17 protein-coding genes are annotated in these 14,710 nt (G+C 66.1%); 8 read left to right on the forward strand and 9 right to left on the reverse strand.

Going from position 1 to position 14,710, the window contains the following annotated elements:
• Window positions 1–276: 276 nt before the first annotated feature.
• The 4 genes from purL to bfr all read left to right on the forward strand — a co-directional run bounded on the left by purL (window position 277) and on the right by bfr (window position 4,561).
• Window positions 277–2,499, forward strand: a complete 2,223-nt coding sequence (purL, locus tag LRA89_RS07570) for a phosphoribosylformylglycinamidine synthase subunit PurL (RefSeq protein ID WP_230769658.1) — start codon at window positions 277–279, stop codon at window positions 2,497–2,499.
• The gene (locus LRA89_RS07575; protein ID WP_230769659.1) at window positions 2,492–3,712 is read left to right on the forward strand and encodes a DUF418 domain-containing protein; all 1,221 of its coding nucleotides are present in this window, start codon (window positions 2,492–2,494) and stop codon (window positions 3,710–3,712) included. Before purL ends, LRA89_RS07575 begins: the two co-directional genes overlap by 8 nt.
• Before the next feature lie 82 nt (window positions 3,713–3,794).
• Window positions 3,795–3,965, forward strand: a complete 171-nt coding sequence (locus LRA89_RS07580; RefSeq protein WP_055759032.1) for a (2Fe-2S)-binding protein — start codon at window positions 3,795–3,797, stop codon at window positions 3,963–3,965.
• 104 nt (window positions 3,966–4,069) lie between these two features.
• Window positions 4,070–4,561, forward strand: a complete 492-nt coding sequence (gene bfr / locus LRA89_RS07585; RefSeq protein ID WP_055759029.1) for a bacterioferritin — start codon at window positions 4,070–4,072, stop codon at window positions 4,559–4,561.
• A gap of 49 nt (window positions 4,562–4,610) precedes the next feature.
• Here the strand turns inward: bfr and LRA89_RS07590 are convergent, their stop codons facing one another.
• Together LRA89_RS07590 and LRA89_RS07595 are read right to left on the reverse strand one after the other, a co-directional pair.
• Complete coding sequence (locus LRA89_RS07590) at window positions 4,611–5,018, reverse strand: Hpt domain-containing protein (RefSeq protein WP_230769660.1); 408 nt, start codon at window positions 5,016–5,018, stop codon at window positions 4,611–4,613.
• A gap of 84 nt (window positions 5,019–5,102) precedes the next feature.
• A complete protein-coding gene (locus LRA89_RS07595) occupies window positions 5,103–6,365 on the reverse strand; it encodes a NupC/NupG family nucleoside CNT transporter (protein ID WP_230769661.1) in 1,263 nt (420 codons plus the stop codon).
• Between the two features lie 137 nt (window positions 6,366–6,502).
• Between LRA89_RS07595 and LRA89_RS07600 the strand changes: the two genes are divergently transcribed.
• The 3 genes from LRA89_RS07600 (at window position 6,503) to LRA89_RS07610 (ending at window position 8,671) form a co-directional block, all read left to right on the forward strand.
• Window positions 6,503–7,156 carry a queuosine precursor transporter gene (locus tag LRA89_RS07600; RefSeq protein ID WP_230769662.1) on the forward strand — a complete coding sequence of 218 codons (654 nt, stop codon included), beginning with the start codon at window positions 6,503–6,505 and terminating at the stop codon, window positions 7,154–7,156.
• A gap of 257 nt (window positions 7,157–7,413) precedes the next feature.
• Window positions 7,414–8,310: an acetylglutamate kinase gene (gene argB / locus LRA89_RS07605; RefSeq protein WP_055759021.1), complete on the forward strand. Its 897-nt coding sequence runs from the start codon at window positions 7,414–7,416 to the stop codon at window positions 8,308–8,310.
• Between the two features lie 58 nt (window positions 8,311–8,368).
• Window positions 8,369–8,671: a YggT family protein gene (locus LRA89_RS07610; RefSeq protein WP_055759019.1), complete on the forward strand. Its 303-nt coding sequence runs from the start codon at window positions 8,369–8,371 to the stop codon at window positions 8,669–8,671.
• Window positions 8,672–8,856: 185 nt separating this feature from the next.
• Here the strand turns inward: LRA89_RS07610 and LRA89_RS07615 are convergent, their stop codons facing one another.
• The 3 genes from LRA89_RS07615 to LRA89_RS07625 all read right to left on the reverse strand — a co-directional run bounded on the left by LRA89_RS07615 (window position 8,857) and on the right by LRA89_RS07625 (window position 10,399).
• The gene (locus LRA89_RS07615) at window positions 8,857–9,057 is read right to left on the reverse strand and encodes a helix-turn-helix transcriptional regulator (RefSeq protein WP_230769663.1); all 201 of its coding nucleotides are present in this window, start codon (window positions 9,055–9,057) and stop codon (window positions 8,857–8,859) included.
• Window positions 9,054–9,464 carry a hypothetical protein gene (locus LRA89_RS07620; RefSeq protein WP_230769664.1) on the reverse strand — a complete coding sequence of 137 codons (411 nt, stop codon included), beginning with the start codon at window positions 9,462–9,464 and terminating at the stop codon, window positions 9,054–9,056. Before LRA89_RS07620 ends, LRA89_RS07615 begins: the two co-directional genes overlap by 4 nt.
• Before the next feature lie 65 nt (window positions 9,465–9,529).
• A complete protein-coding gene (locus LRA89_RS07625) occupies window positions 9,530–10,399 on the reverse strand; it encodes a 3-hydroxyacyl-CoA dehydrogenase NAD-binding domain-containing protein (RefSeq protein ID WP_230769665.1) in 870 nt (289 codons plus the stop codon).
• Between the two features lie 82 nt (window positions 10,400–10,481).
• On the opposite strand from LRA89_RS07625, the gene LRA89_RS07630 reads away from it, so the two are divergent.
• Window positions 10,482–11,567: a DUF1176 domain-containing protein gene (locus LRA89_RS07630; RefSeq protein WP_230769666.1), complete on the forward strand. Its 1,086-nt coding sequence runs from the start codon at window positions 10,482–10,484 to the stop codon at window positions 11,565–11,567.
• Between the two features lie 89 nt (window positions 11,568–11,656).
• On the opposite strand, the gene egtD is transcribed toward LRA89_RS07630, so the two are convergent.
• Genes egtD through LRA89_RS07650 form a run of 4 tightly spaced genes read right to left on the reverse strand, consistent with a single transcriptional unit; the run spans window position 11,657 to window position 14,705 of the window.
• Window positions 11,657–12,631 (reverse strand): L-histidine N(alpha)-methyltransferase, encoded by a 975-nt coding sequence (egtD, locus tag LRA89_RS07635; RefSeq protein ID WP_230769667.1) that lies wholly within the window; start codon window positions 12,629–12,631, stop codon window positions 11,657–11,659.
• Window positions 12,631–13,893: an ergothioneine biosynthesis protein EgtB gene (egtB, locus tag LRA89_RS07640; RefSeq protein ID WP_230769668.1), complete on the reverse strand. Its 1,263-nt coding sequence runs from the start codon at window positions 13,891–13,893 to the stop codon at window positions 12,631–12,633. Before egtB ends, egtD begins: the two co-directional genes overlap by 1 nt.
• Before the next feature lie 18 nt (window positions 13,894–13,911).
• The gene (locus LRA89_RS07645; protein ID WP_230769669.1) at window positions 13,912–14,478 is read right to left on the reverse strand and encodes a cob(I)yrinic acid a,c-diamide adenosyltransferase; all 567 of its coding nucleotides are present in this window, start codon (window positions 14,476–14,478) and stop codon (window positions 13,912–13,914) included.
• A complete protein-coding gene (locus tag LRA89_RS07650) occupies window positions 14,478–14,705 on the reverse strand; it encodes a twin transmembrane helix small protein (RefSeq protein ID WP_055758999.1) in 228 nt (75 codons plus the stop codon). The genes LRA89_RS07645 and LRA89_RS07650 overlap by 1 nt, the downstream gene beginning before the upstream one ends.
• Window positions 14,706–14,710 lie beyond the last annotated feature (5 nt).

Raw genomic sequence — 14,710 nt, forward strand, 5'->3', positions numbered from 1 at the left:
CATTATCTCCCTTGCCTCGGCCCGACGCCACGACGTGCGACGTCGGTTACCGACCAACAAAACGATAACGGGTTCCGTTCATGGGACAATCGAATTGCCCGAAATCCGCCGCAATCGATGCGGTTGCGCAGCGATTGTAGCTTTGCTGCAACGCACGGAAGTACTTGGGCAACATAGTCATGCCAGAAGTTGCTGCATACGCACAACGATCGCCGCACCACGCCACGCACGAAACCCGCTGGCACCCGCGACCCGCGCGCGCTAGAGGCGCTGGCCATGACCCAGATCACGCCCGAGATCGTCGCCGAACACGGCCTGAGCCCCGAAGAATATGCGCGCGTGCTTCACGCCATGGGGCGCGAGCCGAACCTGACCGAACTCGGCATCTTCTCGGTCATGTGGTCGGAACATTGCAGCTATAAGTCCAGCCGCATCCACCTCAAGAAGCTGCCGACGACCGGGCGGCAGGTCATCTGCGGTCCGGGCGAGAACGCCGGCGTCATCGACATCGGCGACGGACAGGCGGCGATCTTCAAGATGGAGAGCCACAACCACCCGTCGTACATCGAACCCTATCAGGGCGCGGCGACCGGTGTCGGCGGCATCCTGCGCGACGTGTTCACGATGGGCGCGCGCCCGATCGCGAACCTCAACGCGCTGCGCTTTGGCCGGCCCGATCATCCTAAGATGCGCCATCTGATCGCGGGCGTGGTCCACGGCATCGGAGGCTATGGCAATTGCGTCGGCGTGCCGACCGTCGGCGGCGAGGTGAATTTCCACCCGGCGTATGACGGCAACATCCTCGTCAACGCGATGACCGTCGGCATCGCCGATACGGACAAGATCTTCTATTCGGCCGCGAGCGGCATCGGCAATCCGATCGTCTATGTCGGGTCGAAGACCGGACGCGACGGCATCCACGGCGCGACCATGGCCTCGGCCGATTTCGGCGAGGATGCCGAGGAGAAGCGCCCGACCGTGCAGGTCGGCGATCCCTTCACCGAAAAGCTGCTGATCGAGGCGTGTCTCGAACTGATGGCGTCGGACGCGATCGTCGCGATTCAGGACATGGGTGCTGCCGGTCTCACTTCCTCCTCGGTCGAGATGGCGTCGAAGGGCGGGGTCGGCATCGAACTGGTCATGGACGACGTGCCGCAACGCGAGCGCGGCATGACCCCGTACGAGATGATGCTGTCGGAAAGCCAGGAGCGGATGCTCATGGTGCTGAAACCCGGCCGCGAGGATTTCGCCAAGGCGATCTTCGACAAATGGGAACTGGACTTCGCGGTCATCGGCCATGTCACCGACACCGGCCGCATGGTGCTGAAATGGCAGGGCGATGTGGTGGCGGACATTCCGCTGGGGCCGCTTGCCGACGACGCACCGCTCTACGACCGGCCGCATGTGCCAACGCCAAAGCCCGCCGAACTGACCGACGTGCCCGAATCCACCGATCCGGCCGCCGATCTGCTCAAGCTCATGGGATCGCCCGACATCGCCAGCCGCCGCTGGATCTGGGAACAGTATGACCACATGGTCGGTGCCGACACGGTGCAGCGCCCCGGCGGCGACGCGGCGGTGGTGCGGGTGCATGGCACGCGCAAGGCGCTGGCGATGACCACCGATTGCACCCCGCGCTATTGCTTCGCCGATCCGGTCGAAGGCGGGAAGCAGGCGATCGCCGAGGCGTATCGCAACCTGACCGCCGTGGGGGCCACGCCGCTCGCCGTCACCAACTGCCTCAACTTCGCCAACCCGCAGCGTCCCGAAATCATGGGCCAGATCGTCGGCTGCCTCGACGGAATGAGCGAGGCGTGCCGCGCGCTCGACTTCCCGATCGTGTCGGGCAACGTGTCGCTCTACAATGAATCGAAGGCGACCGGCGGGGGATCGGCGATCCTGCCGACCCCGGCGATCGGCGGCGTCGGATTGCTGGCGGACTGGGAAAAGTCGGCGACGATCGCGTTCAAGCAGACCGGCGACATCATCCTGCGCGTTGGCGACCGTACCGGCCCGCTCGGCCAGTCGCTGTGGCTGCGCGAACTGCACGGCCGTGAGGAAGGCCCGCCACCGCCGGTCGACCTCGATGGCGAGCGCCGCACCGGTGGCTATATTCGCCAGGCGATCCTGTCGGGTCAGATAACCGCGTGCCATGACGTGTCCGACGGCGGCGTCGCGGTAACGGTCGCGGAAATGGCACTCGCCGGGAACGTCGGTGCGATCCTCGACCGCAAGCTGCCGTTCGACGACATCGCCCGCTCGCTGTTCGCCGAGGATCAGGGCGTCTATATCGTCACGGTCCATGACCATGCGCTGCTGGGCTTCCTGCAGGGTGCGGAAAAGGCCGGGGTCGATGCCGAGCCGATCGGCCGGACCATCGGCAGCCGGATCATCTTCGAAATGGCCGACGGCGATTTCGCGGTATCGCTCGCCGATCTGCGCACCGCGCACGAGGGCTTCTTCCCGGCGCTCATGGGTGCTGACACCGCCCTTGGCTGACGACCCCGCCGCGCACCGTATCGCCACGCTCGATACGGTGCGCGGGGTGGCGGTGATGGGGATAGTATTCCTCAACATCGTGTCGTTCGCGATGCCGGAGGCGGCGTATCTGTCGCCGCGCGCCTATGGGCTGGACGGGCCGGCGGATCGCTGGACCTATTATGCGGTATTCGTCGCGTTCGACGGCAAGATGCGCGGGCTGTTCTCGTTCCTGTTCGGCGCTTCGCTGCTGCTGATCGCCGATCGCGCCGGGGACGATGCGGCGCTAGTCCATTATCGGCGCATGGCGTGGCTGCTGGTGCTGGGGCTGGCCCATGCCGTGCTGTTGTGGTCGGGCGACATCCTCGTTCATTACGCGCTGATCGGTTCGGTCGCGTTCCTGTTCCGCCATCATGAACCGTGGCGGCTGGTCGCGTTCGGCGTGGCGCTGAGCGTCGTCGATCTGCTGCTCATGGGGTCGATACCGCTGTCGTATCTCACGATGACAGAGGCCCATACCGCGCAGGCCGCCGCCAGCCTTCGCGAGTTTGAGGAAGGCTTCGGCGTGCCCGATCCCGCCACGATCGCCGCGCAACTGGCGCTGTTCCGCGGCGGGTTCGGCGGCATCGTCGCGCATAATTTGAACCAACTGGCGATCAACCTGTCGAACACCGTCCTCATCGGGTGCGAAACTCTTGCGTACATGGTGTTCGGCATGGCCGCGCTGCGATCGGGCATGCTGACCGGCGCGTGGTCGCAGCGGCGCTATCTCGGCTGGGCCATCGCCGGAATCGGCCTCGGCGGTGGCGGTTATGCGCTGATCGCGGCATGGATGGCGTCGCGCGACCTCGACACGCTGGCGATCGCGGCGGGGCCGCTGGTGCTGGCGATCGTGCCCCGCGCGATCATGATCGCCGGCTGGGCGGCCGTCCTCGTCCTGCTCGGCCGGGCACAGCGACCACTGGCACGGCGGCTGGCCGATGTCGGGCGGATGGCGCTCAGCAACTATCTCGCGACCAGCATCGTGATGTGCTTCCTGTTTTATGGCTGGGGGCTGGGCCTGTTCGGACGCTTTTCGCGCGCGGGCCTCTATCCGTTCGTCGCGGCGATGTGCCTCGCCATGCTGCTCTGGTCGCCGTGGTGGCTGTCGCGCTTTCGCTATGGCCCGTTCGAGTGGCTGTGGCGGTCGTTGTCGCGGTGGCAGGTACAACCGATACGGATCACCACCCCCTGAAACTTGCGATTGAAACGCAATAAGTGTTGCGACCGATTTGCACTAGCGCTATCAAGCCCCTGTCCAGAGCGAGGGGTCGATCATGGTCGTGTGCGTCTGCAATGCCATTCGGGAACGCGATGTCCGCCACGCGGCGCGCTGTGGTGCGAACACCACCTGCCAGGCCTATCGCGCGCTCGGCTGCCAGGCGAAATGCGGTCAGTGCGTCCCGTTCGCGCGAGCCATTATCGATTCGGAACGCGCGGCTGCGTAGCGTTCGCAACCGCCCAAAGTCGCGGATTTCCGCCGATTTTTGGCTGTCACATTGCCGGCGATGCGCGTAGAACTATACCGATCATCAGATAAGGGACGGTATCCGTGAAGGGCGACGCCAAGGTCATCGAATTTCTCAACGAGGCGCTCAGGAATGAGCTGACGGCGGTCAACCAATATTGGTTGCACTATCGCCTGCTCGACCATTGGGGCGTCTACAAGCTCGCCCAGTTCGAACGGCATGAATCGATCGACGAGATGAAGCACGCCGACCGTCTGGCGGAGCGCATCCTGTTCCTCGACGGCCTGCCCAATTTCCAGTTGCTCGGCCGCCTGCGCGTCGGTGAGACGGTCGAGGAAGTGCTCAAGGCCGATCTCGCGATCGAGGTCGAGGCGGTGGCGCAGTTGCGTGAAGCCGTCGCCTATTGCGAAAGCGTGCGCGACTTCGTCAGCCGCGACCTGTTCGCCGAAATCCTCATGAACGAGGAAGAGCATGTCGACACGCTGGAAACCCAGTTCGAGATGATCGAACGCATGGGCATCCACAACTACATCCAGCTCAACTCGAAGTCGGAATACGACAAGATGGAAGGCTGAGGGACTAACCCCGACCGTATCCTGGGGATGCGGTCGGGTCCCGGCCCGGTCAGATGACGGCGACGCGCCGTCCGAAACCGGCGGGCCGGCGCGTGGCGAGCGGGTTGCTGGTCCGCTCCAGCACCGCCAGCGTCGCGTCGAACAACGGACGCAGCCGGGCGACATGCTCCAGCGCCTCGGACGGATCGTCGTGCGCCTCGACGCAGCTTCGTGCGATCGTCTCGATCCCTTCGGCAATATCCGCCAGCGTTTCCGCGCCGAACTGGCGCGACTCGCCTTTCAATGTGTGCGCCGGCAACACCATCGCCGCCGCATTCGAATCGCGCATCGCCGATTCGATCGCCGAAACCGATTTCACGCCGTCTTCGCGGAAATAGCCGAGAATGCGGACGAAGTTGCCGCCAAGCTCGGCGCGCGCGGCCGCAAGCGCCCCCGCATCGATCAGCCCCTGCTCCATCACGCCTGCCCTTGCCACCCGTTATGGCCCCGCACGAAGACCCGCACGAAGGCTACCGGAACCCCGGTAAACAAAGGGTTACAATCAGGCGATCAGCAACCCCGCCAGCGCCGCCGACATCAGATTGGCAAGACTGCCCGCGATCAGCGCGCGAATGCCGAGCCGGGCGATCATCGGCCGCTGGTTGGGAGCCAGACTGCCCGTCACCGCCATCTGGATCGCGATCGACGAGAAATTGGCGAAACCGCACAGCGCGAACGTGACGATCGCGATCGTCCGCGCCGACAGCGCGCTACCCGCTTCGCCGAGCGAGATATAGGCGACGAATTCGTTCAGCACGACCTTCTGCCCGAACAGCCCGCCAGCGATCCCCGCCTCGCTCCACGGCACGTTCAGCAGGAACATGACCGGCGCGAAGACATAGCCGAGCAGCCGCTGAAAACTGAGGTCGGCGACCCCGAACCAGTTGCCCACCCCGCCGAGCAGCCCGTTGGCGAGCGCGACCAGCGCGACGAACGCCAGCACCATCGCGCCGACCGCGACCGCCAGCTTGACGCCGGTCTGCGCCCCCTGTGCCGCCGCCATGATGAGGTTCGCCGGGCGCTCCTCGTCATGCGTCGCCTCGGCCAGCGCGATCGCTTCGGCCTCGCGGTCGTCGCCCAGCGGCAATTCGCCGGCGAGCGGCTCGGGCGTGTCGGGCATAATGATCTTGGCCATCAATATGCCGCCCGGCGCGGCCATGAAGCTGGCCGCCAGCAGGAAATCGATGCGGATGCCCATCGAGGCATAGGCGGCGAGGATCGTCCCCGCCACGCCGGCCATACCGCTGGTCATCACCGTGAACAACTGTGCCGGGGTCAGGCCGCTGAGATAGGGGCGGATGACGAGCGGCGATTCGCTCTGGCCGACGAAGATGTTGGCGGCAGCGCACAGCGATTCGACCTTGCTGACGCCGATCACCTTTTCGATGCCGCCCCCGATCCAGCGCACCACCAACTGCATGATGCCGAGATAATAGAGGATCGACACCAGCGAGGCGAAGAAGATAATGACCGGCAGCGCGGCGATGGCGAAGCTGGTGCCGCCGATCTCGGGCCGGGCCAGCGGCCCGAACAGGAAGGTGGTGCCGGCATTGGCATAGCCCAGCAGATTGGCAACCCCACCCGACAGGAAGCCGAGCACGCCCTTGCCCCATGGCGTATAGAGAACCAGCACGGCGATCCCGGCCTGGAGCGCGAAGGCCGATCCCACGACGCGCGGCCGGATGGCGCGGCGGTTGGTGGACAGCGCGACGGCGATCGCGAGAATCACGATGATGCCGGCGACGCCGATGAGAAACCGTGTCATGTGAAGCTGAACTACCCTACCCCGCCGCCCGCCTCCGCGGGACGGCCCAAACCAGCGTGACATGCCATGGCACGTCCACGGACGCCAGCCGCGACAAACGCTTTTGCATACGGGCGATTTGGGCGATAGCAGGGGCCATGACGACACCCTCCTCCGCCCCTGCGACCATCAACATGCCGCGGTCGCTGTTCCTGCTCTCGATCTTCTACGGCGGCATGGTGTGCATCGCCGGGGTGCTGGGCAACAAGCAGGTCGCGATCGGGCCGCTGGCGGTGGAGGCGGGCATCTTCGCCTTCCTGCTGCTGGTCGCGGTGTCGAGCGCGGTGGCGGAACTGCATGGCCGTTCGGTCGCCAACCGGCTGGTGCAGTTCGGGTTCATTCCGCTCGTCACCTCGATCGTGCTGCTGCTGGTCGTGCTGGCGGTCCCGCCGTCGGAATCGATGGAGCCCGAGCGGCTGGCGGCGTTCGACCTGATGATGCGCGCCACGCCGCGCATCTGGGGGGCGGGTATCCTCGCCTATGGCATCTCGCAGACGCTGAACGTCACGATTTTCGACTGGCTGAAACGCGGCGAGGGCAAGTTGCTGTGGCTGCGCGCGGCGATCGCCAGCGTGTTGTCGCAGATCGTCGATACGCTGATCTTCATCTCGGTCGCCTTCTATGGCGTGTTCCCGATCGGCGAGCTGGTGGTCGGGCAGATGCTGGCCAAGGTCGTGCTGTCGATCGTGCTGGTGCCGCCGCTGATCTATGCGTTCGTCGGCCTTGGGCGGTGGCTCGATCGGGTCCGGTAAGCGGTTTTTGGTTCACGCGGAGAAGAAGAGGTTTTCGCGCAGAGGGCGCAGAGAGGTTGCGCCTGCTGCGATAGCGGCTCTCTGATTGCCGATGCAGCGAAGCGAGAGGCTTCGCCGAACAGGCCGAACTCTTCCGGTCCACACCCTCTCTGCGCCTCTGCGCCTCTGCGCGAAAATTCACTTCCCTTCTTCACTCCGCGCCTCCGCGTGAACCCAACTTCTTCCCTCGCCCGCGATAGGCCGCTAAAGGCGCGGCCATGACGAACGCACCCGACCCCCGCATGCTCGCCAAGGCGGAAACGCTGACCGAGGCGCTGCCGTATCTGCAACGCTATGCGGGCCGCACGTTCGTGGTGAAATATGGCGGGCACGCGATGGGCGACCCCGAACTGGCGCGCGATTTCGCCGAGGACGTCGTGCTGCTGAAAGCGGTCGGCATCAACCCGGTCGTCGTCCACGGCGGCGGGCCGCAGATCGGCGCGATGCTCAAGCGCTTGGGCGTCGAATCGCGCTTCGTCGATGGCCTGCGCGTCACCGACGCCGCCACTGCCGAGGTCGCCGAAATGGTGCTGGCTGGCAAGATCAACAAGGAAATCGTCGCGTGGATCGCGCAGGCGGGTGGCAAGGCAGTCGGCATTTCGGGCAAGGACGCGCAGCTCGTCACCGCCGAAAAGGTCAACCGCAGTGAGCCGGACCGGACGCAGGGCATCGAGCGCCATGTCGACTTGGGCTTCGTCGGCACGCCCAGCAATGTCGACCCGACGATCCTCCACAGCCTCGCGCGCGACGGTTTCATTCCGGTCGTCGCCCCGGTGGCGTTGGGCGCAGACGGCCACACCTACAACATCAACGCCGATACCATGGCCGGCGCGATCGCAGGCGCGATGGGGGCGTCGCGCTTCTTCCTGCTGACCGATGTCGCGGGCGTGCTCGACAAGCAGGGCGAGCTGCTGCGCGACCTCGACCCCGCGCGTATCGCCGCGTTGCAGGCCGACGGCACGATCAAGGGCGGCATGATCCCCAAGGTCGAGACGTGCGTCGATGCGGTAGCCAAGGGCGTCGATGCGGCGGTCATCCTCGACGGTCGGGTGCCGCACGGGATGCTGCTCGAAATCTTTACCGAACAGGGTGCAGGCACGCTGGTTCGCGCCTGAGGCTTGGAGTGCCGCCCCGCACGCCCTATAGTCAGGCCGTCATTCGAAAGGTGCTGCGTTGAACGTCTTGCTCGAAATCGTCCAGGTGCTCCTGAACATCCTGTGGTGGATCATCATCGTTCAGGCGATCCTGTCGATCCTGCTGTCGTTCAACGTCATCAACACGCAGAACGACGTGGTCCGTCAGCTCTACAGTGGTCTGGTGACGCTGACCGAGCCGATCTATCGCCCGATCCGGCGCATCCTTCCCGACTTCGGGGCAATGGATTTCGCGCCGTTCGTGGTGCTGATCCTGATCCAGATCGTCGATCGCATCATCATTCCCGCGATCGCGCGCAATACGGTGGGGATGTTCATCTAGAGTGGTTTCCGACCAGATTGAACCATCGTCATCGCCCTGCGGGCGACCGCGTGCGCGGCGGGCCGGTTTCGATCCGGGGCTGCGTTGCTCGTCGGTCACGATGCTTCGGCATCGCGCCCTCCTCGCGCCTTGCCCCGAACCGGAACCGGCTCCGTGACGATGATCCAATCTGATCGGAAACCACTCTAACCGCGCGACGGGCTGACGAAGACCGCCTCGATCGGCAGGTCGAACAGTTCGGCGATGCGGAAGGCGAGTGGGAGCGACGGGTCGTAGCGGCCCGTCTCGATCGCATTGACGCTCTGGCGCGAGACGTCGAGCCGTTCGGCCAGATGCTGCTGCGACCAGCCGCGCTCGGCGCGTAGTGTTTTCAGGTGATTGTTCATGCAGGCTGCCGTCGCAGGCTGGCGAGGGTGCGGGTGCAGGTCGCGACGCCCAGCGCGGCGAACCAGATCGTCGCGGCGTAATAGCCCCGGACATGGCCGATCAGCTCGAACCCTTCGAGAAACCCCAGCGCGGTGGTGATCGACAGGGTGACGCCGGTCGCCACCAGAATATCGCGGACCATCTGCGCGCGGAGATATTCGTCGCGCATCTCCACCAGCAGCCGTCCGATCACCACGAACACCAGCGCGATCGGCACCGCGGGCAGGATCGCGGCGAGGTATGCCAGCGCGCCGGTGGGTGGGCTGTAGCGGAACCACAGGTTCACCCCTACGAGCGCGACACCGTAGAGCGTCATGACGCTCAGTAGCCGGACGGTGTAACGCTTGATTTCAGGCGGCATGGGCATGTCGGCGTCCTCCACTATTGTGAAGGACGCTTTACATGACAAGCTCGCTTTACGTCAAGCCTCCTTTACCTAGTCGGCACCGGTTCCGCGCCGCTATAGTCGTAGAAGCCGCGCTTGACCTTGCGGCCGTACCAGCCGGCCTCGACATATTTCACCAGCAGCGGCGCAGGGCGAAATTTGGGATCGCCCGTCCCCTCGAACAGCACGCGGGTGATTTCCAGACAGGTGTCGAGGCCGATGAAGTCGGCCAGCGTGAACGGCCCCATCGGATGGTTCAGCCCCAACTGGCAGGCCGCATCGATGTCGGCGATCGTCGCCACGCCCTCACCCAGCGCGAAACAGGCTTCGTTGAGCATCGGCATCAACACACGGTTGACGATGAAGCCGGGCGCGTCGTTGGCATGGACGATGCGCTTGTTCAAGCTCTGGCCGAACGCCTCGACCGCCGCGACGGTCGCGTCGCTGGTGGCGAGGCCGCGGATCAGTTCGATCAGGCCCATCACCGGCACGGGATTGAAAAAATGCACGCCCACGAAACGCGCCGGATCGGGCGAAGCCTGCGCCAGCCGGGTGATCGGGATCGACGAGGTGTTGCTCGCGAGGATCGCGGTGTCGGACAGCGCCTTGCCGACGGTCTCGAAAATCTGGCGCTTGATGGCCTCACGCTCTGTCGCGGCCTCGATCACCAGATCGCACGGGGCCATGGCGGCGAGATCGCCGACCGGCGTGATCCGTTCCAGCGCGGCGTCGGCCTGCGGCTGGGTCAGCTTTTCCTTCGACACCGCGCGGGCGAGCTGCCTGGCGATGCCGTCCTTGCCCGCCTGAGCCCGGTCGACCGAGACGTCGGACAGCCGCACGGCATAGCCCGCCTGCGCCGATACCTGCGCGATGCCAGCACCCATCTGTCCGGCACCGATCACTCCAACCGTCTGCATATGCTACCTCTCTCGGCTATTCTGCCCTGTCGCCCGCGATAGCGGGTTTGCGTCGTTCGTCCATGGCGGTAACGCATCGCCCATGCGCGCGCTCCTGTCAGTTCTCCTCGCCCTGCCCCTCCTCGCCTGTGGGCAATCGAACGATCGCGACGCCGGCGGCAACGGCACCGCCCCGGCGGCATCGCCGGACGCGGTGGTCGACAGCCGTACGCTGCCGGCACCGGGCACGCTCAAGACCTTTACCGACTGGACGGTCGGCTGCGACAATGGTGGCGGCTGCCAGGCGAACGCATTGATGAACGAGGATGCCCCGGCACCGCCGGTGCTGTTGTCGATCGAGCGGGCGGCCGGGCCGGACGGGGCGATCCGGGTGCGGGTACAGAGCGAGGGCGAACCGCGCCTGCCGCTGACGATCACGGTCGATGACGTGGCGGTGGTGCGCGGCGGCGCGCGGGCGGACGAGTTCACCCAGTGGACCGGCGCGCCGGCGGCGACGATCGCCCGCGTGATCGCGGGCGGACGATCAGCGGCGATCACCGGTGGCGACGGGCGGGCGATCGGCACGCTGTCGCTGACCGGGGCGTCGGCGGCGCTGCGCTGGGCGGATGCGCAGCAGGGTCGCGCCGGCACGACCGGGGCGCTGGTCGCCAAGGGGAACCGCCCCGACGACCGGGCGGCCCCGGCGCTGCCGGTGGTGCTGGCCCCGACAATTCGGGGCGAGGCGGCGCTGCTCGACCCGCAGTTGGTCAAGGCGATGCGGCTGAACGCGAAGTGCGAGGGCGAGGACCTGCCCGACGTCACCACCAAGGCACTGGGCGGGGGGCGGACGCTGGCGCTGGTGCCGTGCCTGACCGGGGCGTATAATATCGTCACGGCGGTATTCGTGGTCGCGGCGGGCAAGGCGGTACCGGCGGCGTTCGATACGCCGACGGTGTTCGACGGCGAGTCGCTGGGGCTGGCGGCGAACGTGCCGTTCCTCATCAACGTCGATTTCACCGACGACATACTGTCGAGCGATGCCAAGGGGCGTGGGCTGGGCGATTGCGGGATCGGCCAGCGCTTCGCATGGGACGGGGCACGGTTCCGCCTGATCGAGCGGCGCGAGATGGAGGAATGCCGCGGGAGCATCGACTTCATCCGCACCTGGACGGCACGGGTGGTGCGGTGAAGGTTGCGCTTTTGCGCATCCGGTAACGGTTTTGCGGTTGTGGCATGGTAAATCCCGGCCTTCGCCGGGACGACGATGCCTCCCTTGCGTCAGGGCGCGATGGGCAAGGGGCGGGCTTCGGCGAGGATCACGCAGAAAGCACCGTCGGTGCCGCACCATTGCTGGCGGGGAGTCCAGCCGCCGGCACGCAGCAACAGGCGGGCGTCACGGTCGCTGTATTTGTGGCTGTTTTCGGTGTGGATCGTCTCGCCCGCCGTCATCGACAGGTCGTGGCCGTCGATGGTGAAGCGGATGTCGCGCACCGCCTTCAGGTGCATTTCGATGCGCGCGGCATCGTCGTTCCAGCGGGCTTCGTGGACGAAGGCGTCGATCGGCACATTGCCATTCAGTTCGCGGTTGATGCGCTCCAGCAGGTTCAGGTTGAACGCGGCGGTGACGCCGGCGGCATCGTCATAGGCAGCGGTGAGGACGGCGGTGTCCTTGATCCGGTCGATGCCGATCAGCAGCAGCGCCCCCTCGCCCAGCCAGTCGCGCATCGCCGCCAGCAACGTGGTCGCGGCCTGCGGCTCCATGTTGCCGATCGTCGATCCGGGAAAGAAGCCTAGCTTGGGCATATCCGCTACTTCCGCCGGAAGCGGCACCGGCTTCATGAAATCGGCCTCGACCGGCAGCACCGGCAGGCCGGGAAACTGCTTCGCCAGCGTGGCGGATGAGCTGCGCAGGAAGTCGCCCGAAATATCGATCGGGACATAGGCGGCCGGTTCGATGCAGTTGAGCACGATCGGCGTCTTGACCGAAGAGCCCGAGCCGAATTCGACCACCGCGACCCCCTCTCCCACCGCACCGACCAGTTCGGGGCAGATGGTGTGAAGGATCGCGGTTTCGGCGCGCGTCGGATAATATTCGGGAAGCGCGGTGATCTCCTCGAACAGCTCCGACCCACGCCGGTCGTAGAACCAGCGCGCCGGAATTGCCTTTTGCGGCAAGCGCAGCCCGGCGAGCACGTCGGCGCGGAACGCGGGGTCGGCGCGGGTCGCCATCGGCGCTTCGTCGGTCAGCAGCATCACAGATCCTTGGCGAGCCGGACGCCGGTGAATTGCCAGCGCTGGTGGGGATAGAAGAAGTTGCGGTAGCAGGTGCGGGCATGGCCGCGCGGGGTGGCGCACGACGATCCGCGCAGCACGAACTGGCCGCTCATGAACTTGCCGTTATACTCGCCGACCGCGCCTTCGACCGCGCGGAAGCGGGGATAGGGACGGTACGCGCTGCCGGTCCATTGCCACACGTCGCCGAAGAAGGCGGGGCCGTGCGCGGCGGGGCGCGGTTCGACCGGGCCGGCGGCGTCGAGCTGGTTGCCACCCCCCGGGTCATGGGACGCGGCATGCGCCTCCCATTCGAATTCGGTCGGCAGGCGCGCGCCGGCCCAAGTAGCGTAGGCGTCGGCCTCGAAGAAGCTGACATGGGTGACAGGCGCGGCGGGATCGATCGCGCGGCGCCCGTCGAGTCCGAAGCGGGTCCAGACGTCGCCGCGCCGTTCCCAATAGAGCGGGGCATCGATGCGATTGGCCTGCACCCATGCCCAGCCATCGGCGAGCCACAGCTTCGGGGTCGTGTACCCGCCATCGGCGATAAACGCGGCCCATTCGCCGTTGGTGACGGTGCGATCGGCGATGGCATGGGGGTGGAGCAGCGTGTCGTGGCGCGGGCCTTCGCAATCGAACGCGAAGCCTTCGCCGCAATGGCCGGCCTGGACGATACCGCCGGGGTGTTCGACCCAGCCGATCGGCGGCGGCACCGCGACCGGGCGCTTGGGTTCGGGGGCGAACATCGCCGGTTCGAGCGGGTTTTCGCTGAAATGATGCAGGATGTCGGTCAGCAGCAGTTCCTGATGCTGTTCCTCGTGATGGCATCCCAAGGCCACCAGTTCGAGCGCGGCGGGCGGCAGATCGGGCAAGGCGGCGATCAGCGCGGCGTCGACGGCGGCACGATAGCCGCGTACCTCGTCCAGCGACGGCCGGGTAATCATGCCGCGCCGGGCGCGGGCGTGGCGACGGCCCTCCGCCTCGTAATAGCTGTTGAACAGGAACGGGAACCGGTCGTCGTGCAGCGTGTAGCCGAGGGCATGGTCGCGCAGGACGAAAGTTTCAAAAAACCAAGTGGTGTGCGCGAGATGCCATTTGACCGGCGAGGCATCGTCCATCGACTGCACACTGGCATCGGCGTCGGACAGCGGCGCGGCGAGCGAGTCGGTAAGCGCGCGGACGGCGCGGAACCGATCGGTGAGCCATAGACATGGCGCAGTGGCGGAGGCCGGTATCGACTGCATTCCGGCCTGCTCCCGCTGCTATGGCCGGGGACGCTCCCCTCCAGGCACCCATAAAACGTCCGATGTGCCGTTTTTGTTCAGCTTTCTGGCCAACACGAACAGGAAATCAGACAAGCGATTGAGATAGGCCAATAAATCTGGGTTGAGCCGCGCGATATGATCGGCGGCAACCGCCGAGCGTTCAGCGCGGCGGACGATGGCGCGGGCGAGGTGCAGCGCGGCGGCAGCACCCGTCCCGCCGGGCAGGATGAACGAGGTGAGCGGCGTGAGGTCGGCGTTGACCCGGTCGATCGCCGCCTCGATCGCCGTCACCTGACCGGGGACGATGCGCAGCGCACCGTCGATGCCGGCGGGGGTGGCAAGGTCCGCTCCCACGTCGAACAGGTCGTTCTGGATCGTCAGCAAGGTCGCCATGGCGGGATCGTCCCTCAATGCGACGATGGCGAGGCCAAGCGCCGAATTGGCTTCATCGACATCGCCCATCGCCTGCACCACGGCGGCATCCTTCGCCACGCGCGATCCGTCGACAAGGCCGGTCGTCCCCGCATCGCCGGTGCGGGTGTAGATCCGGTTGAGTTTGACCATCAGGTGCGGCCGGCGACGAACAGCAGCACGACGACGATCAGGATCGCGATCGCCTGAAACAGCACGCGGGCCTGCATCATCTTGTTCGATTTGATGGCGTGTTCGCTCGGCCCCTCGCCGCGCACCTCGGCGCTCCCTTGCGCAAGGAACGACACGATGCCGCGGACGAGCGCGACAACGACCGCGATCATCGCCGCGATCAGCAACAGGACGAGGAAGGTGTTCATGGACC

It is taken from the genome of Sphingomonas sp. Leaf4, from assembly GCF_920939515.1.
Classification (GTDB): Bacteria; Pseudomonadota; Alphaproteobacteria; order Sphingomonadales; family Sphingomonadaceae; genus Sphingomonas.